Genomic DNA, 15,072 nt, shown 5'->3' with positions numbered 1-15,072 from the left:
CGGCCAGCCCCCGCGTCAATTACCGGTACTTGTATGAAGAAGACCAACAAATCCGAGGAAAATGCCGCCATCGTGACTGGAAAAGTCGACGAGCTCGGTTAACATGCGCGCCAGTAAAATCGCTATCAAGGATGTGTTGTGTCGTTTGGCCCTGCTTCACCCCGCTCGCCGCTGGTTCTGGCGCTGATTTTCAGCCCGCCGTTGCTGGCCGACGACCTGTTTCTCGACAACGAGCCACTGCCGCACGTGCTGACGGCTACGCGCCTGAAACAGTCGCCGGCCGCGGTGCCGGGGAGCATGACGGTGATCGACAGCGAACTGATCAACGCCAGCGGCGCCCGGGACATCAGCGAGTTGTTGCGCCTGGTGCCTGGAATGATGGTCGGCAACATCACTGGCAATCAGGCCGCGGTGAATTATCACGGCACCAACGCCAGCGAAGCCCGGCGCATGCAGGTGCTGATCGACGGCCGTTCGGTGTACCGCGCCGGCCTGGCCACGGTGGACTGGAGTGACATTCCGGTGGCCATGGAAGACATTGAGCGCATCGAAGTCTTCCGCGGCCCGAACACTGTCAGCTATGGTGCCAATGCGCTGATGGCGGTGGTCAACATCATCACCCGCAATCCGGCCGACAGCCACGGCACGCGGATGAAGGTCACCCACGGCCAGCGCGGCATCGACGATTTCTACGCCAGTCAGGGCGTGGGCTGGGACGGTGGCGACTTGCGTCTGTCGCTGTCCGGCCAGCAGGACGACGGCTTCGACTCGGACCGCAAGGGCGCCGACTATCGCGACAGCCGCCGCCTGAATCGCTTCAACCTCGCCGTCAGCCAGACGCTCAACGAACAGCAAAGCATCGACTGGCAATTAAATGCCAAGGACGGGAGCAATCAGCGCCCTTATACCTACCGTCCAGTGTTCTCGGGTATTACTGCCGCCGGGAACAATTCCGACGTCGTCGCCAAAGACTACGCCGGCTCCTTGCGCTGGAACCTCGACCTCAATCCCGATCACAGCCTTTATATTCAAGGCTCGGCCCAGCACTGGGATCGGCAGCAAACCTGGCGTGCCTGCGACGCCGAAGTCTCGTTCAGCCCCGAACTGACCGAGCTCTGGCAGCTCAATCCGAATTACACCGAACGTCTGGCGCGCAACATCGAGCGCTACCTCGTTCCCGGCGCACCGGCCGGCACGGCGGCGGAGCACGCCCTGGCCAGTCAAGTGCTGGACCAGTGGCGAAACGGTGCCCGGCGAACCCTCTGCGGTGACATTGACCAGAGCACCCGGGAATCGCGCTACGACCTCGAGTTGCAGGACACCCTCAGCCTGTCCGACAGTCTGCGACTGGTCAGCGGCTTGAACTATCGTTACGACCGGGCCGATTCCGAGACCTATTTCAACGGCACGCTCGATGACACGACCTGGCGCGCATTCGGCCAACTCGAGTGGCGAGCGACCGAACACTGGTTGTTACAGGGCGGTGCAATGTTCGAAGACACGCAATTGAGCGGCAGTTCGCTGACCCCGCGGGTGGCGGTGAACTATCTGATCACTCCGCGCCACGGTTTGCGCGCAGTGTATTCGGAGGCCATCCGTTCGCCGGACATGTTCGAAAACAACGTCAACTGGAGTTACCGGGTGACTAACCTGCAACCCGCTGCCTACGGCCAGAACAGCGCCCGTTATTTCGTCAAGACCCGCGGGCCCGGCAACCTCGAGCAAGAACACATGCGCTCCAGAGAACTGGGCTACAACGGCTTCTTCGCCGAGTGGGGACTGGCGGTGGACGTGAAGGTGTTCCACGACGAGATCACCGGCATGATCAGCGAACCATTGCGCAACAATCAGTACATCGCCAGCAACGCCAACAGTTCGCGCTTCACCGGGGCAGAAACCCAGCTCGACTGGCACCTTGGCAGTGCCGACCGGCTGCGCCTGACCTATGCCTGCGTCGATGCTCAGGCGAGCAATCCGCTGGATGCGCGACAGACCGCACGCAACAGTGGCTCCGCCGGCTGGTTGCGCAACTGGGGCCACGGCTGGAACAGCGCGCTCTTCTATTATGGTGACGACGCGCTCAACGGCTATCGATTCGAGCGGATCGACACACGCATCGCCAAACGCATCGGCCTGGGCAAGGCCAGCCTGGAACTGGCCGGCGTGCTCCAGCAACGTCTCGACAATCAACCCACCACGTTCGTCGATAACAACTACGACGAGCGACGGGTGATGTACTTCAGCGCGGAGCTGGTGTTCTAGATGCAGCAGTGTCCGTCACGCAAGACGCCAATCCTTGGCCGCCTGCTGGCCGGGTTGTGCCTGGTGTTGACCGGCTGGCTGTTGAGCCTGTCGGTCAGCGCCGAGGATATTTTGCTGACCGGTGCCGACGACAGCCCCGGCATGCAGGCTTTCGCGACAGCCCTTGGCGAATTGCGCCCTGACGACACGGTGCGTTTCCAGCCATTGGCCCGTCTGCCGGCACCGAGCAAATTGCCGACCGGCATTCGTTTGATCCTGCTGGACCTGCCCAGCCTCGACTGGCGCCTGCAAGATACCCAGGGCCCGGCGACGCTGGTGCTGCGCATCAGTCGCCTGCAAGCACGTCAGCGCCTGGGCACTGCCCTGCCCACCCATTTGAGCCTGCTCTGGAGCGATCCGTCACCTGATCGACAATTGCGCCTGGCCCGAATCCTGCTGCCCCAGGCCAGACGGGTCGGCGTGCTGTACGACACACACAGCGAGTTTCTTCTGAATGAACTGCGCCAGGCCGCTCAACCGCTTGGCCTCGAAATCGTCACCGAACGCTGGGACAACACCAATGACAGCCGTCCCTTGCAAAACCTGCTGAAAAACAGCGACGTGCTGCTGGGCCTCGATGATCCCGACCTGTATAACCCCAAAACCGCGAAAAACCTGCTGCTCAGCAGCTACGCACGACAAACCGCGCTGATCGGCCCGAACGCCGGCTTCGTCAAGGCCGGAAGCCTGACCAGCAGCTACAGCGACCAGAGCGACTGGCTGTCGATTCTCGACGAACTGCTCGACCAGCCACCGGCCACCTGGCCACGCACGCATTACGCCAATCGCTTCAAAGTCTTGAGTAACCCACAAGTGGCTCGTTCATTAGGCATTGAACAGATCAATGAAGCGTTGGTCGCAGCACAGTTGGCCGAAGGAGAAAGCCGCCCATGACTTTTCATCGTCGTTGGGACATTAATACCCGCACCCAGATCATCAGCCTCGGCCCTGCCCTGCTGCTGACCTTGCTGCTGATCAGCTTCTTCACCTTCGTGCGGATCCAGGACCTGCGTCAGGAGCTCAACCACACCGGTCAACTGATTGCCAACCAACTGGCGCCGGCCGCCGAATACGGGGTTATTTCGGGCAACAATGAAGTGCTCGAAAGCCTGCTCAAGGCCACCCTGGCCACGCCCAATGTGCGCTTTCTGGAAGTGCAGGACAGCGCCAACCGGATTCTGGTGTACGTCGAGCACCCGTCGGAAACCCACACGCGCTCGCAACAGGTCGAAGTGTTCCAGGCGCCGGTGCGCTTGCAACGGATCGCGCTGCACAATGATTTCTTCCAGGGCAGCAACGTTGCCACCACCGCTCCCCCCGAGGACTACCTGGGTCGGGTGATCGTCGGTCTGTCGAATGACGCCTTCAGCAAGCGCCAACAGGAAATCCTGTTCAAGGCCGGAATTCTCGCGCTGTTCGCCCTGCTGTTTACCTTCCTGATCGCCCGGCGTCTGGCCGGGAGCCTGTCGCAGCCGATCCGCGATATCGGCAACGCGGTCAAGTCGATCCAGCGCGGCGACTACAAGACACCGCTGCCGATTGTCGATGACACCGAACTGGGCGCGCTGTCGCAACACATCAACAACCTTGCCAGCGGTCTCGAGCAGGCCAGCCGTGAACAGCATCAGGCCATGGCGCAGTTGATCCAGACCCGCGAAGAAGCGGAAAAGGCCAACAACGCCAAATCCGATTTCCTGGCGATGATGAGCCACGAACTGCGCACACCGATGAATGGCGTGCTCGGCATGCTGCAACTGCTGGAAACCACCGAGATGACCGAGGAGCAGGTCGAGTACGCGGCGCTGGCCTCGGAGTCCACCGAACACCTGCTCAAAGTCATCAACGACATTCTCGACTTCTCGCGCATCGAACGTTCGGAGCTGGAGCTGGAGCACATTCCGTTCAATCTGGCGGACCTGATCAGCAGTTGCGCCCAGTCGTTCCAGCACAGCGCTTTGCAACGCGGGCTCGATCTGGCGCTGCTGATCCCCGAAGACATGCGTGCGCTGCAGGTTCAGGGCGACCCGACGCGGATCCGGCAGATCCTGGTGAACCTGGTGGGCAATGCGCTGAAGTTCACCGAGCAGGGCCGCGTCACCATCGAACCGCAATGGCAGTCGCTGGATCACGAATTGTTGTGGTTCACCTGCACCGTGCGCGACAGCGGGATTGGCATCCCGGCCGAAAGCCTGGAATTGATGTTCAACGCGTTCCAGCAGGCCGACAGTTCTATTTCAAGGCGTTACGGCGGCACCGGGCTGGGACTGCCGATTGCCCGCACCTTGGCGGAACGCATGGGCGGCACCTTGCGCGCCCAGAGCGAGGAAGGTTGCGGCTCGGCATTCACCCTGGAAATCCCGCTGGCGCTCTATAAACAGACGCTGCCGGTGCGCACCCCGCGCGCGCAGACCGGCAGTGGTGACGGCGAAGGCCGCAATGTGCTGCTGGTCGAGGACAACCCGGTCAACCAGACCGTCGTCGAAGCCATGTTGCGCAGCCTGGGCTTTACTGTCAGCGTCGCCACCGACGGCGCTCAGGCGGTACGCAGCGCAGAAAGCCTGATCTTCGAAGCCATTCTGATGGACTGCCGACTGCCGATCATCGATGGCTACGAAGCCACCCGACAGATTCGCCAACTGCCCGGTTGCACCGACCTTCCGATCATTGCACTGACTGCCAACGCCTTGCAGGGCGACCGTGAAGCCTGTTTATCGGCAGGAATGAACGATTACCTGGCCAAGCCGTTCAAACGCACTGATTTGCAGCAAATTCTGCAGCGATGGGTGCAGTAGTGCAGGCCTTTCGGCTATCTGTGACTGGCGTGAAAGGCGAAAGTGCGGCAGTCTTAGGCACCCGAACAGGCCCGAAAAGGGGCTTGAATAAAAATTTCAGTGCACAAGTGTACATTCATGTCCTTGGTGCTGTGACTTTCACCACAACGCAATAGTCTATGAGTAGGCTGCTGACTCGAGGCATGAACGCTTCGATCGGCCGGGAAGATTTGCCCCACCTGCCGCATGGGACTATTGAGGAGCTCGCATGACCAAACAAAACGCCTTTACTCGGGAAGACCTGCTGCGCTGCAGTCGCGGTGAGCTGTTCGGCCCAGGTAACGCGCAACTGCCCGCCCCGAACATGCTGATGGTGGACCGCATCACCCTGATCAGCGAAGAAGGCGGCAAGTACGGCAAGGGTGAATTGGTCGCCGAGCTGGATATCACTCCGGATCTGTGGTTTTTCGCCTGTCACTTCGAAGGTGACCCGGTGATGCCAGGCTGCCTGGGCCTCGACGCCATGTGGCAACTGGTCGGCTTCTTCCTCGGCTGGCAAGGCCTGCCAGGCCGCGGCCGCGCCCTGGGTTCGGGCGAAGTGAAGTTCTTTGGTCAGGTTCTGCCGACCGCGAAGAAAGTGACCTATAACATTCATATCAAGCGCGTCCTCAAAGGCAAGCTGAACCTGGCCATCGCCGATGGTTCGGTGACTGTCGACGGTCGCGAGATCTACACCGCCGAAGGCCTTCGGGTCGGCGTTTTCACCTCCACTGACAACTTCTAAGGGTTATCCGCATGCGCCGCGTCGTTATCACTGGTCTGGGCATCGTTTCGTGCCTGGGCAATGACAAAGAGACCGTCTCCGCTAACCTGCGTGCAAGCCGCCCTGGCATCCGGTTCAACCCGGAATATGCCGAAATGGGTCTGCGTAGCCAGGTTTCCGGCTCCATCGACCTTCCCCTCGAAGAACTGATCGATCGCAAGATCTATCGCTTCGTCGGCCACGCAGCGGCTTACGCCTACCTGGCCATGAAAGACGCCATCACCGACTCCGGTCTGACCGATGAGCAAGTCTCCAACCCGCGTACCGGCCTGATCGCCGGTTCCGGTGGCGCCTCCACGCTGAACCAGATGGAAGCGCTGGACATCCTGCGCGAGAAAGGCGTGAAACGCGTTGGCCCATACCGCGTCACGCGGACCATGAGCAGCACCGTTTCCGCTTGCCTGGCCACCCCGTTCAAGATCAAGGGCCTGAACTACTCCATCGCTTCTGCCTGCGCCACCAGTGCTCACTGCATCGGTACCGCCATGGAGCAGATCCAGATGGGCAAGCAGGACATCGTGTTCGCCGGCGGCGGTGAAGAAGAGCATTGGAGCCAGTCGTTCCTGTTCGACGCCATGGGCGCACTGTCCAGCCAGTACAACGAAACCCCGGAAAAAGCTTCCCGTGCCTACGACGCCAAGCGTGACGGTTTCGTCATCGCCGGCGGTGGCGGCATGGTCGTGGTCGAAGAGCTGGAACACGCTCTGGCCCGCGGCGCGAAGATCTACGCGGAAATCGTTGGCTACGGCGCGACCTCCGACGGCTACGACATGGTCGCCCCAAGCGGCGAAGGCGCCATCCGCTGCATGCAGATGGCCATGTCCACCGTTGATGCACCGATCGACTACCTGAACACCCACGGCACTTCGACTCCGGTCGGCGACGTCGCGGAAATGAAAGGTGTGCGTGAAGTGTTCGGCGACAAGGCCCCGGCCATCAGCTCCACCAAGAGCCTGTCCGGTCACTCCCTGGGCGCCGCCGGCGTTCACGAAGCGATCTACTGCATGCTGATGATGGAAGGCAACTTCATGGCGGGTTCCGCCAACATCGAAGAACTGGACCCGGAAGTGGCAGACATGCCGATCCTGACCAAGACTCGTGAAGACGTCGCTTTCAACACCGTGATGAGCAACAGCTTCGGTTTTGGTGGCACCAACGCGACCTTGGTACTGCAGCGCTGGCAGGGTAAGTAACACTCCGCCTGCACAGCACACAAAAACGCCCCGACTGGTTCGGGGCGTTTTTTTGTGTCTGGAAATAATGTAGTCAGGGCAAGCATGAAACCTGTGGGAGCTGGCTTGCCAGCGATAGTGGTGTGTCAGGCAACATTGATGTCTGGAGTGCCGACGTCATCGCAGGCAAGCCAGCTCCCACAGGTTCTGAGGAGTTCAATCCATCTAGGCTCCAACCGCGGTTTTACTCGTCGCAAACATGAAGCTTTTGTCATGAAACTCAACGCCCTGCGACCGAATGCCGCGTGTTTGGCGGGCTGCAGGACTTTTGCCGATTTCGCAAAAATGGGAGACCGAACTCAGTCGTTTACTTAGCAGGCTAACCAAATATATAACGAAGTCCTGCACACGCCTTGCTGCAGATATCACAGAGATTGGAGCTAGCAGATGACTGTAAAAGTAACTGAACGCGACGATTCACATAAGTCCCACGAAGGCGTAGCCGCCGGTATACGGATCTGGGACGTGCACCAACAAGGCATGTTGGTGGGGATGTTCCACTCCGAAACCGACGCACACGGCTACAAGGCCGAACTGGAAAAACTGGAACAGCAGCGAGCGCTGCAATCCGCATAAGCAATGACAGCATTGAAAACGACAAACCCCGCCATGAGCGGGGTTTGTCGTTGTTGCAACCTAAGGACTTACCACATCAGATCATCAGGGATCTGATAGGCCGCGTACGGATCATCCTCGGCTGCCGCTTCTTCAGTCTGCACATTCAGCTGCACGATGCGCTGTGGATCGCGCTCCTGGATCTTCAGGGCCGCTTCACGGGGAATCACTTCGTAACCGCCTGCATGGTGCACGATCGCCAGCGAACCGTTGCTCAGCTTGTTGCGCATCAGCGTGTTGACGGAGAGGCGCTTGACCTTCTTGTCGTCGACGAAGTTGTAGTAATCCTCGGTGGTCAGCTTCGGCAGACGCGAGACTTCGATCAATTGCTTGACCTGCGCGGCGCGGGCCTTGGCCTCGGCCTTCTCCTGCTGCTGACGGTTCAGCTCCTGGTCGCGCTTGACCTTTTCGGCCATGGCTTCCTGGGCTGCACGCTGCTGGGAATCATCGAGCTCGATCTGGCCTTTGTGGGCCAGGCGCTGCTGTTTCTGCTTCTCTTTGCCGACCTGTTTGGCCTGCTTTTGGTTGACCAGCCCTGCCTTTAGCAACTGGTCGCGAAGGGAAATGCTCATGGTGCTTATTTCTCACTTAGGCCACTGCTCAACCGCAGCTGGGCAAATTCTTTTCCTGACGTTTGGCTTCGCCCCACAAGGCGTCCAACTCTTCGAGGGTGCAATCTTCCATGGGACGGTGGGTGTCGCGCAATGCCTGTTCGATAAAACGGAAGCGCCTTTCGAATTTGCTGTTGGCGCCGCGCAAGGCGGTTTCCGGATCGACCTTGAGATGACGCGCCAGGTTGACCACGGAAAACAGCAAGTCGCCGACCTCATCGGCAATTGCTACCGAGTCGTTCTCGGCCATCGCTTCGAGCACTTCATCGAGTTCTTCGCGGACCTTGTCCAGCACCGGCAAGGCGTCCGGCCAGTCGAAACCGACCTGCCCTGCGCGCTTCTGCAACTTGGCTGAACGGGATAACGCCGGCAGCGCGGCAGGCACATCATCGAGCAAGGACAGTTGTTCCGGCGCCGCGGACTTCTCGGCGCGTTCTTCAGCCTTGATCTCTTCCCAACGCTGCTTGACCTGTTCTTCACTCAGACGCGGAACATCCAGCGGCGCGTACAGATCACCGGTGGGGAACACGTGAGGATGACGACGGATCAGCTTGCGGGTGATGCTGTCGATGACCCCGGCGAATTCGAATCGCCCTTCTTCCCGCGCCAGCTGACTGTAATAAACCACCTGGAACAGCAAATCGCCCAGCTCACCCTGCAAGTGATCGAAGTCGCCGCGCTCGATGGCGTCGGCGACTTCGTAGGCTTCCTCGAGGGTGTGCGGGACGATGGTGGCGTAGGTTTGCTTGATGTCCCATGGGCAACCGAACTGCGGGTCACGCAGACGGTTCATCAGGTGTAGCAAATCTTCAAGTGAATACATCAATCAGTCTCACCGCAAAATCCTTGTGGGAGCGGGCTTGCTCGCGAAGAGGGAGTGCCAGTCAACATCTGTGTTGTCTGACCCACCGCTTTCGCGAGCAAGCCCGCTCCCACATTAAATCGGCCCGGCCATCATGGCGTACGGTTACGCCGGGTTTCGATGATGTTCGGCAACTGGGATATGCGCCCCAGCAACCGTCCAAGCGCATCCAGCCCCGGAATCTCGATGGTCAGGGACATCAACGCGGTGTTGTCCTCTTTGTTCGAGCGGGTGTTGACCGCCAGCACGTTGATCCGTTCGTTGAGCAGCACTTGCGAAACGTCACGCAGCAAACCGGACCGGTCGTAGGCACGAATGATGATGTCCACCGGGTAAGTGAGCACCGGCACCGGCCCCCAGCTGACCTGGATGATCCGCTCCGGCTCGCGTCCGGCCAGTTGCAGCACCGAGGCGCAGTCCTGACGGTGAATGCTCACGCCGCGGCCCTGAGTGATGTAACCGACGATCGCATCACCCGGCAACGGCTGGCAGCAGCCCGCCATTTGGGTCATGAGGTTGCCGACACCCTGGATCTGGATATCGCCGCGCTTGCCCGGCTTGTAGCCGGTGGCCTTGCGTGGAATCAGCTCCAGCTGTTCGTTGCCGCGTTCCGGCTCGACCAGTTGCTGCGCCAGGTTCACCAGTTGCGCCAAACGCAAATCGCCTGCGCCCAACGCGGCGTACATGTCCTCGGCGGTTTTCATGTTGGCCTTGTCGGCCAGCTTGTCGAAGTCCACCGCGGGCAAGCCAAGGCGACTGAGTTCGCGTTCGAGCAAGGTCTTGCCGGCCGCGACGTTCTGGTCCCGGGCCTGCAATTTGAACCAGTGAACGATCTTCGCCCGCGCCCGGGATGTAGTGATGTAACCCAGGTTCGGGTTCAGCCAGTCGCGGCTCGGGGTGCCGTGCTTGCTGGTGATGATCTCGACCTGTTCACCGGTCTGCAGGCTGTAGTTGAGCGGTACGATGCGCCCATTGATCTTCGCGCCACGGCAGTTGTGGCCGATTTCAGTGTGCACCCGGTAGGCGAAGTCCAGCGGCGTCGCGCCTTTCGGCAAGTCGATGGCGTGACCGTCCGGGGTGAAGATGTACACCCGGTCCGGTTCGATATCGACCCGCAGTTGTTCAGCCAGGCCTCCAATGTCGCCCAGCTCTTCATGCCACTCGAGCACCTGACGCAGCCAGGAGATTTTCTCTTCGTAGTGGTTGGAGCCGGATTTGACGTCGGTGCCCTTGTAGCGCCAGTGCGCGCAAACACCCAGCTCGGCTTCTTCGTGCATGGCGTGGGTGCGGATCTGCACTTCCAGCACCTTGCCCTCGGGCCCGATCACCGCAGTGTGCAGCGAGCGGTAGCCGTTCTCTTTCGGGTTGGCGATGTAGTCGTCGAATTCCTTCGGGATGTGCCGCCACAAGGTGTGGACGATGCCGAGCGCGGTGTAGCAGTCGCGCATTTCCGGCACCAGCACGCGCACGGCACGCACGTCGTAGATCTGGCTGAACTCCAGACCCTTGCGCTGCATTTTGCGCCAGATCGAATAGATGTGTTTGGCCCGGCCGCTGATGTCGGCCTCGACGCCGGTAGCCTGCAATTCGACTTTCAGCTGGTTCATCACATCGGCGATGAAGCGCTCGCGATCCAGACGCCGCTCGTGAAGCAACTTGGCGATCTGTTTGTATTGATCGGGCTCGAGGTAACGGAAGGACAAGTCCTCCAGTTCCCACTTGATGTGACCGATGCCGAGACGGTGGGCGAGCGGCGCGTAGATGTCGAAGACTTCACGGGCGACGCGGTTGCGCTTCTCGTCGTCTGCCGTTTTCACCGCACGGATCGCGCAGGTGCGCTCGGCCAGTTTGATCAGTGCGACGCGCACGTCGTCGACCATGGCCACGAGCATTTTGCGCAGGTTTTCCACCTGGCCCTGAGTGCCCAGCACCAACGATTGACGGGGGCTCAGGCTGGCGCTGATCGCCGCCATGCGCAACACGCCATCGATGAGTTTGGCGACCACCGGACCGAAGCGCTGGCTGACCGCCGGCAGTTCGATCTGGCCTTCGCGCACGCCACGGTACAAGACCGCGGCGACCAGCGAATCCTGATCGAGTTTGAGGTCGGCGAGAATCTCGGCGATCTCAAGGCCCGTGCGGAAACTCGAGGTCCCTTCGGACCATAGATTCTTCGCCGCATTGGCTTGTTGTTCGGCGGTGCGAGCGAACTCGCACGCGTCCTTCAAGGCTTCGCGATCCAGTGCCAGATCGACACTGACCGCATGATCGAGCCAAGCCTCGAGGTTGATGCTGCCGTCAGTGTTGATCGGCTGGTGTGCTCTCACCTGTACCATCTTGCTTTACCTTCCCTACGACGCAGTTCAATGCGTCAAATCACTGACCTTCGTTGCCGGGGTGCACTCGCGGGGCCAGGGCGAGTGCTGCACGGGCGGGTCAGTCGGACCAGACGAGCCGTCCTAGCTCGCTTCAAATAACGCCATGGCCTCGACATGTGCCGTCTGAGGAAACATATCGAGAATCCCGGCACGTTTTAACCGGTAGCCCTGCTTGATCAATTCGACCGTGTCGCGCGCCAGCGTTGCAGGGTTGCACGACACATACACCAATCGTTCGGCGCCCAGGGCCTTGAGCTTGCGCACCACCTCGAAAGCACCGTCACGCGGTGGGTCCAAGAGTACCGCACAAAAGCCTTCACGCGCCCATTCGGCATCGGTCAAAGGCTGGGATAAATCGGCCTGAAAAAACGTCGCATTATGCAGATTGTTGCTAGCGGCGTTTGCGGCTGCCCGCTCGACCATCGTCTGCACACCTTCGACCGCCACCACCTCGCGAACGGCCTTGGCCAGCGGCAAGGCAAAGTTACCCAAACCACAGAATAGATCGAGAACACGTTCATCCGCTGTCGGCTTCAGCCAGTCCAGCGCCTGGGCGACCATCGCTTCGTTGACCGCCGCGTTGACCTGGATGAAATCTCCCGGCCGGTACGCCAGGTTCAAATCCCACTGTTCAAGGCGATAGCCCAACGACTGATCGGCCTCGACCGGTTGCGGCTCGCCCTCGCCATGCAGCCACAATTGAGCTTCATGGAACGCGCAGAAATCCTTGAGGATCGTCATATCGGCGTCGGACAACGGCGCCATATGCCGCAACAACACCGCCAACGATGAACCGCTGAACAATTCCACGTGCCCCAGCGCCTGAGGCTTGCTCAAGCGCCGCAACATCTCCGGCAAGCGGGTCATGATCGGTTGCAAGGGCTGTACCAGCACCGGGCATTCGTTGATTGCCACAATGTCCTGACTGCCCGCCGCGCGGAAACCGACTTCGAGTTTTTTCGCTTTCATGTCCCAGCGCACCGCTACACGGGCGCGACGGCGGTAAGCGAACTCCGGACCGCTCAAGGGTGCGGCCCATTCTTCGGGTTCGACACCGGCGACCTTGGACAATTGCTCGGCAAGCATGCGCTGTTTCAGGGCAAGTTGTTCGCTGTGAGGCAAATGCTGAACACTGCAGCCACCGCAGCGACCCGCATGCGGACACGGCGCCGGGCGACGCATTTCGCTGGCCTGGAACACGCGCTCGGTGCGTGCCTCGACGACTTTGCCGTGGGCACCCAACACGCGCGCCTCGACTTCTTCACCGGCCAATGCGCCGAGGACGAACCAGGTGCGACCTTCGAAAAACGCGATGCCGCGACCGTCATTGGCCAGGCGCTCGATGGTCAGGCGCTGCTTTTTGCCGGTCGGAATTTGCGGGGCCTTGCTGCCGCCGGTGGGCTGGAAGCGCAGGCCTCTCTCGTGCTTGGCCATCAGTTGGGCGCGTCGAAAATGCCGGTCGACAAGTAACGGTCGCCACGGTCGCAGATGATCGCGACGATCACCGCGTTTTCAACTTCTTTGGACAGCCGCAGCATGGCCGCGACAGCACCACCCGAGGACACGCCGCAGAAGATGCCTTCTTCGCGGGCCAGACGACGGGTTACGTCCTCGGCTTCGCTTTGCGCCATGTCGACGATGCGGTCCACGCGATCCGCCTGGTAAATCTTCGGCAGGTATTCTTGCGGCCAGCGACGGATGCCCGGAATCGCCGAGCCTTCCATGGGTTGCAGGCCGATGATCTGTACGTTCTCGTTCTGCTCTTTCAAGTAGCGCGAAACGCCCATGATGGTGCCAGTGGTGCCCATCGAGCTGACGAAATGCGTGATGGTGCCCTCGGTCTGACGCCAGATTTCCGGGCCGGTGGTGGTGTAGTGCGCTTCCGGGTTGTCACCGTTGGCGAACTGGTCCAGCACCTTGCCACGGCCTTCGGCTTCCATTCGCTGGGCGAGGTCGCGGGCGCCTTCCATGCCTTCTTCCTGGGTGACCAGGATCAGCTCGGCGCCATAGGCCGTCATCGCGGCTTTACGTTCGGCGCTGGAGTTGTCCGGCATGATCAGGATCATCTTGTAACCCTTGATCGCGGCGGCCATGGCCAGGGCGATCCCGGTGTTGCCCGAGGTCGCTTCGATCAGCGTGTCGCCGACGTGGATCTGCCCGCGCAACTCGGCGCGGGTGATCATCGACAGCGCCGGACGGTCCTTGACCGAACCCGCCGGGTTGTTCCCTTCGAGCTTGAGCAAAAGGGTATTGCTGGTGGCGCCGGGCAGGCGCTGCAAACGGACCAGCGGAGTGTTGCCGACGCAATCGGCGATGGTTGGGTACTGCAAGGTCATGGCGTATTCGCAATCCAGACTGCGGGGGCGCCTATCATACCGGCAAACGTTCGCAGGCCATATCACGCAAAGTGCGGTGCTTATGGCTTATGGGAATAAGCGAGTCGTTCAGCACTCTTCTGCTTGTGCGACATTCAATGCATAGAACTCATGCAGCTTGGCCTGCAATAACTGCTTGTCCGGTAGCTGGACCTGATACTCAGCGATGAGCGCTGGCGAGAGACTGCGGTTAAGGGCGTACTCGACCACTTCGTCATCCTTGCTGGCACAGAGCAGTACACCAATGGCTGGGTTTTCGTGGGACTTACGTTCACCACGATCCAGCGCTTCCAGATAGAAATTCAGCTTGCCCAGGTACTCCGGTTCAAAACGACCGACCTTCAGCTCAATGGCCACCAGGCAGTTAAGCCCACGGTGGAAGAACAACAGGTCCAAGGCGAAATCCCGGCCGCCAACTTGCAGCGGGTATTCGGAACCGACAAAGCAGAAGTCGCGGCCAAGCTCGATCAGAAACTCCTTGAGGCGTGCCAGCAAGCCCCGATGCAGATCAGTTTCGGCGTGGGCGCCGGGAAGGTCGAGAAACTCGATCATGTAGGCATCGCGGAATATCTCAAGCGCCGAAGGGTGGGTTTGTTTCAGCACGGCGGAGACTTTTGCCGGTTGGATCACGCTACGTTCGAACAACGCAACTTTGAGCTGGCGTTCCAACTCACGCGTCGACCACTTTTCCTGGATAGCCAGACGCAAATAGAACTCGCGCTCTTGCGGGTGTTTACTCTGAGTCAGAATGAGCAGGTTATGGGTCCAGGGTAATAGTGTCAGCAGTGCTGACACTTTTTCATCGTCCCGATAAGCCTCGTAGAATTGACGCATACGAAACAAATTGCGTCGGGTAAAGCCACGCAATCCTGGTTGCGTCTGAGCCAGATGCTCAGCCAACTGAGTCACTACGGAATCGCCCCATTCAGCCAGTTCCAGCTTGCGACTGATGTAACCACCGACCTGCCAGTACAGCTCGATCAACCGGGTATTCACCGCCTGTATCGCCTGTTGCCGGGCACCGTGAATCAGCGCAAGCACTTCATTGAAACGGTCATCGGTTGTGTTGCCGGAAATGTGAGGTGCAGTCATGCCTGATTCCTT

Annotated in this window: 12 protein-coding genes; 6 read left to right on the top strand and 6 right to left on the bottom strand. The window is 60.1% G+C overall.

Features of this window, described 5'->3' with window-relative positions:
* Positions 1-138 precede the first annotated feature (138 nt).
* The 6 genes from PMI01S_RS21110 to PMI01S_RS21085 all read left to right on the top strand — a co-directional run bounded on the left by PMI01S_RS21110 (position 139) and on the right by PMI01S_RS21085 (position 7,703).
* Positions 139-2,262 carry a TonB-dependent receptor plug domain-containing protein gene (locus PMI01S_RS21110; RefSeq protein ID WP_084321998.1) on the top strand — a complete coding sequence of 708 codons (2,124 nt, stop codon included), beginning with the start codon at positions 139-141 and terminating at the stop codon, positions 2,260-2,262.
* Positions 2,263-3,195 (top strand): ABC transporter substrate-binding protein, encoded by a 933-nt coding sequence (locus tag PMI01S_RS21105; RefSeq protein ID WP_084321997.1) that lies wholly within the window; start codon positions 2,263-2,265, stop codon positions 3,193-3,195.
* Positions 3,192-5,093 carry an ATP-binding protein gene (locus PMI01S_RS21100; protein WP_084321996.1) on the top strand — a complete coding sequence of 634 codons (1,902 nt, stop codon included), beginning with the start codon at positions 3,192-3,194 and terminating at the stop codon, positions 5,091-5,093. Before PMI01S_RS21105 ends, PMI01S_RS21100 begins: the two co-directional genes overlap by 4 nt.
* 247 nt (positions 5,094-5,340) lie before the next feature.
* Positions 5,341-5,856, top strand: coding sequence for a 3-hydroxyacyl-[acyl-carrier-protein] dehydratase FabA (gene fabA / locus PMI01S_RS21095; RefSeq protein WP_003179264.1), 516 nt, complete (start codon positions 5,341-5,343; stop codon positions 5,854-5,856).
* A gap of 11 nt (positions 5,857-5,867) precedes the next feature.
* Entirely contained in the window at positions 5,868-7,088 is a 1,221-nt protein-coding gene (fabB, locus tag PMI01S_RS21090; protein ID WP_084321995.1) for a beta-ketoacyl-ACP synthase I, read from the top strand.
* A 426-nt stretch (positions 7,089-7,514) separates the two neighbouring features.
* On the top strand, positions 7,515-7,703 hold the full coding sequence (locus tag PMI01S_RS21085; RefSeq protein ID WP_084321994.1) for a hypothetical protein: 189 nt from the start codon (positions 7,515-7,517) through the stop codon (positions 7,701-7,703).
* Between the two features lie 68 nt (positions 7,704-7,771).
* Here PMI01S_RS21085 and PMI01S_RS21080 read toward each other — a convergent pair whose 3' ends face one another.
* The 6 genes from PMI01S_RS21080 to PMI01S_RS21055 all read right to left on the bottom strand — a co-directional run bounded on the left by PMI01S_RS21080 (position 7,772) and on the right by PMI01S_RS21055 (position 15,060).
* Positions 7,772-8,314, bottom strand: coding sequence for a DUF2058 domain-containing protein (locus PMI01S_RS21080; RefSeq protein WP_084321993.1), 543 nt, complete (start codon positions 8,312-8,314; stop codon positions 7,772-7,774).
* Between the two features lie 28 nt (positions 8,315-8,342).
* Positions 8,343-9,176: a nucleoside triphosphate pyrophosphohydrolase gene (gene mazG / locus PMI01S_RS21075; RefSeq protein ID WP_084321992.1), complete on the bottom strand. Its 834-nt coding sequence runs from the start codon at positions 9,174-9,176 to the stop codon at positions 8,343-8,345.
* A gap of 131 nt (positions 9,177-9,307) precedes the next feature.
* Positions 9,308-11,551, bottom strand: a complete 2,244-nt coding sequence (gene relA, locus PMI01S_RS21070; protein WP_017340169.1) for a GTP diphosphokinase — start codon at positions 11,549-11,551, stop codon at positions 9,308-9,310.
* A 123-nt stretch (positions 11,552-11,674) separates the two neighbouring features.
* Complete coding sequence (rlmD, locus tag PMI01S_RS21065; protein ID WP_084321991.1) at positions 11,675-13,027, bottom strand: 23S rRNA (uracil(1939)-C(5))-methyltransferase RlmD; 1,353 nt, start codon at positions 13,025-13,027, stop codon at positions 11,675-11,677.
* On the bottom strand, positions 13,027-13,929 hold the full coding sequence (gene cysM, locus PMI01S_RS21060) for a cysteine synthase CysM (RefSeq protein ID WP_084321990.1): 903 nt from the start codon (positions 13,927-13,929) through the stop codon (positions 13,027-13,029). Before cysM ends, rlmD begins: the two co-directional genes overlap by 1 nt.
* Before the next feature lie 108 nt (positions 13,930-14,037).
* Positions 14,038-15,060, bottom strand: coding sequence for a PDDEXK nuclease domain-containing protein (locus tag PMI01S_RS21055; RefSeq protein ID WP_084321989.1), 1,023 nt, complete (start codon positions 15,058-15,060; stop codon positions 14,038-14,040).
* Positions 15,061-15,072 lie beyond the last annotated feature (12 nt).

The organism is Pseudomonas migulae NBRC 103157, assembly GCF_002091715.1.
Classification (GTDB): domain Bacteria; phylum Pseudomonadota; class Gammaproteobacteria; order Pseudomonadales; family Pseudomonadaceae; genus Aquipseudomonas; species Aquipseudomonas migulae_A.
This window is presented reverse-complemented; position numbering and strand designations above follow the sequence as displayed.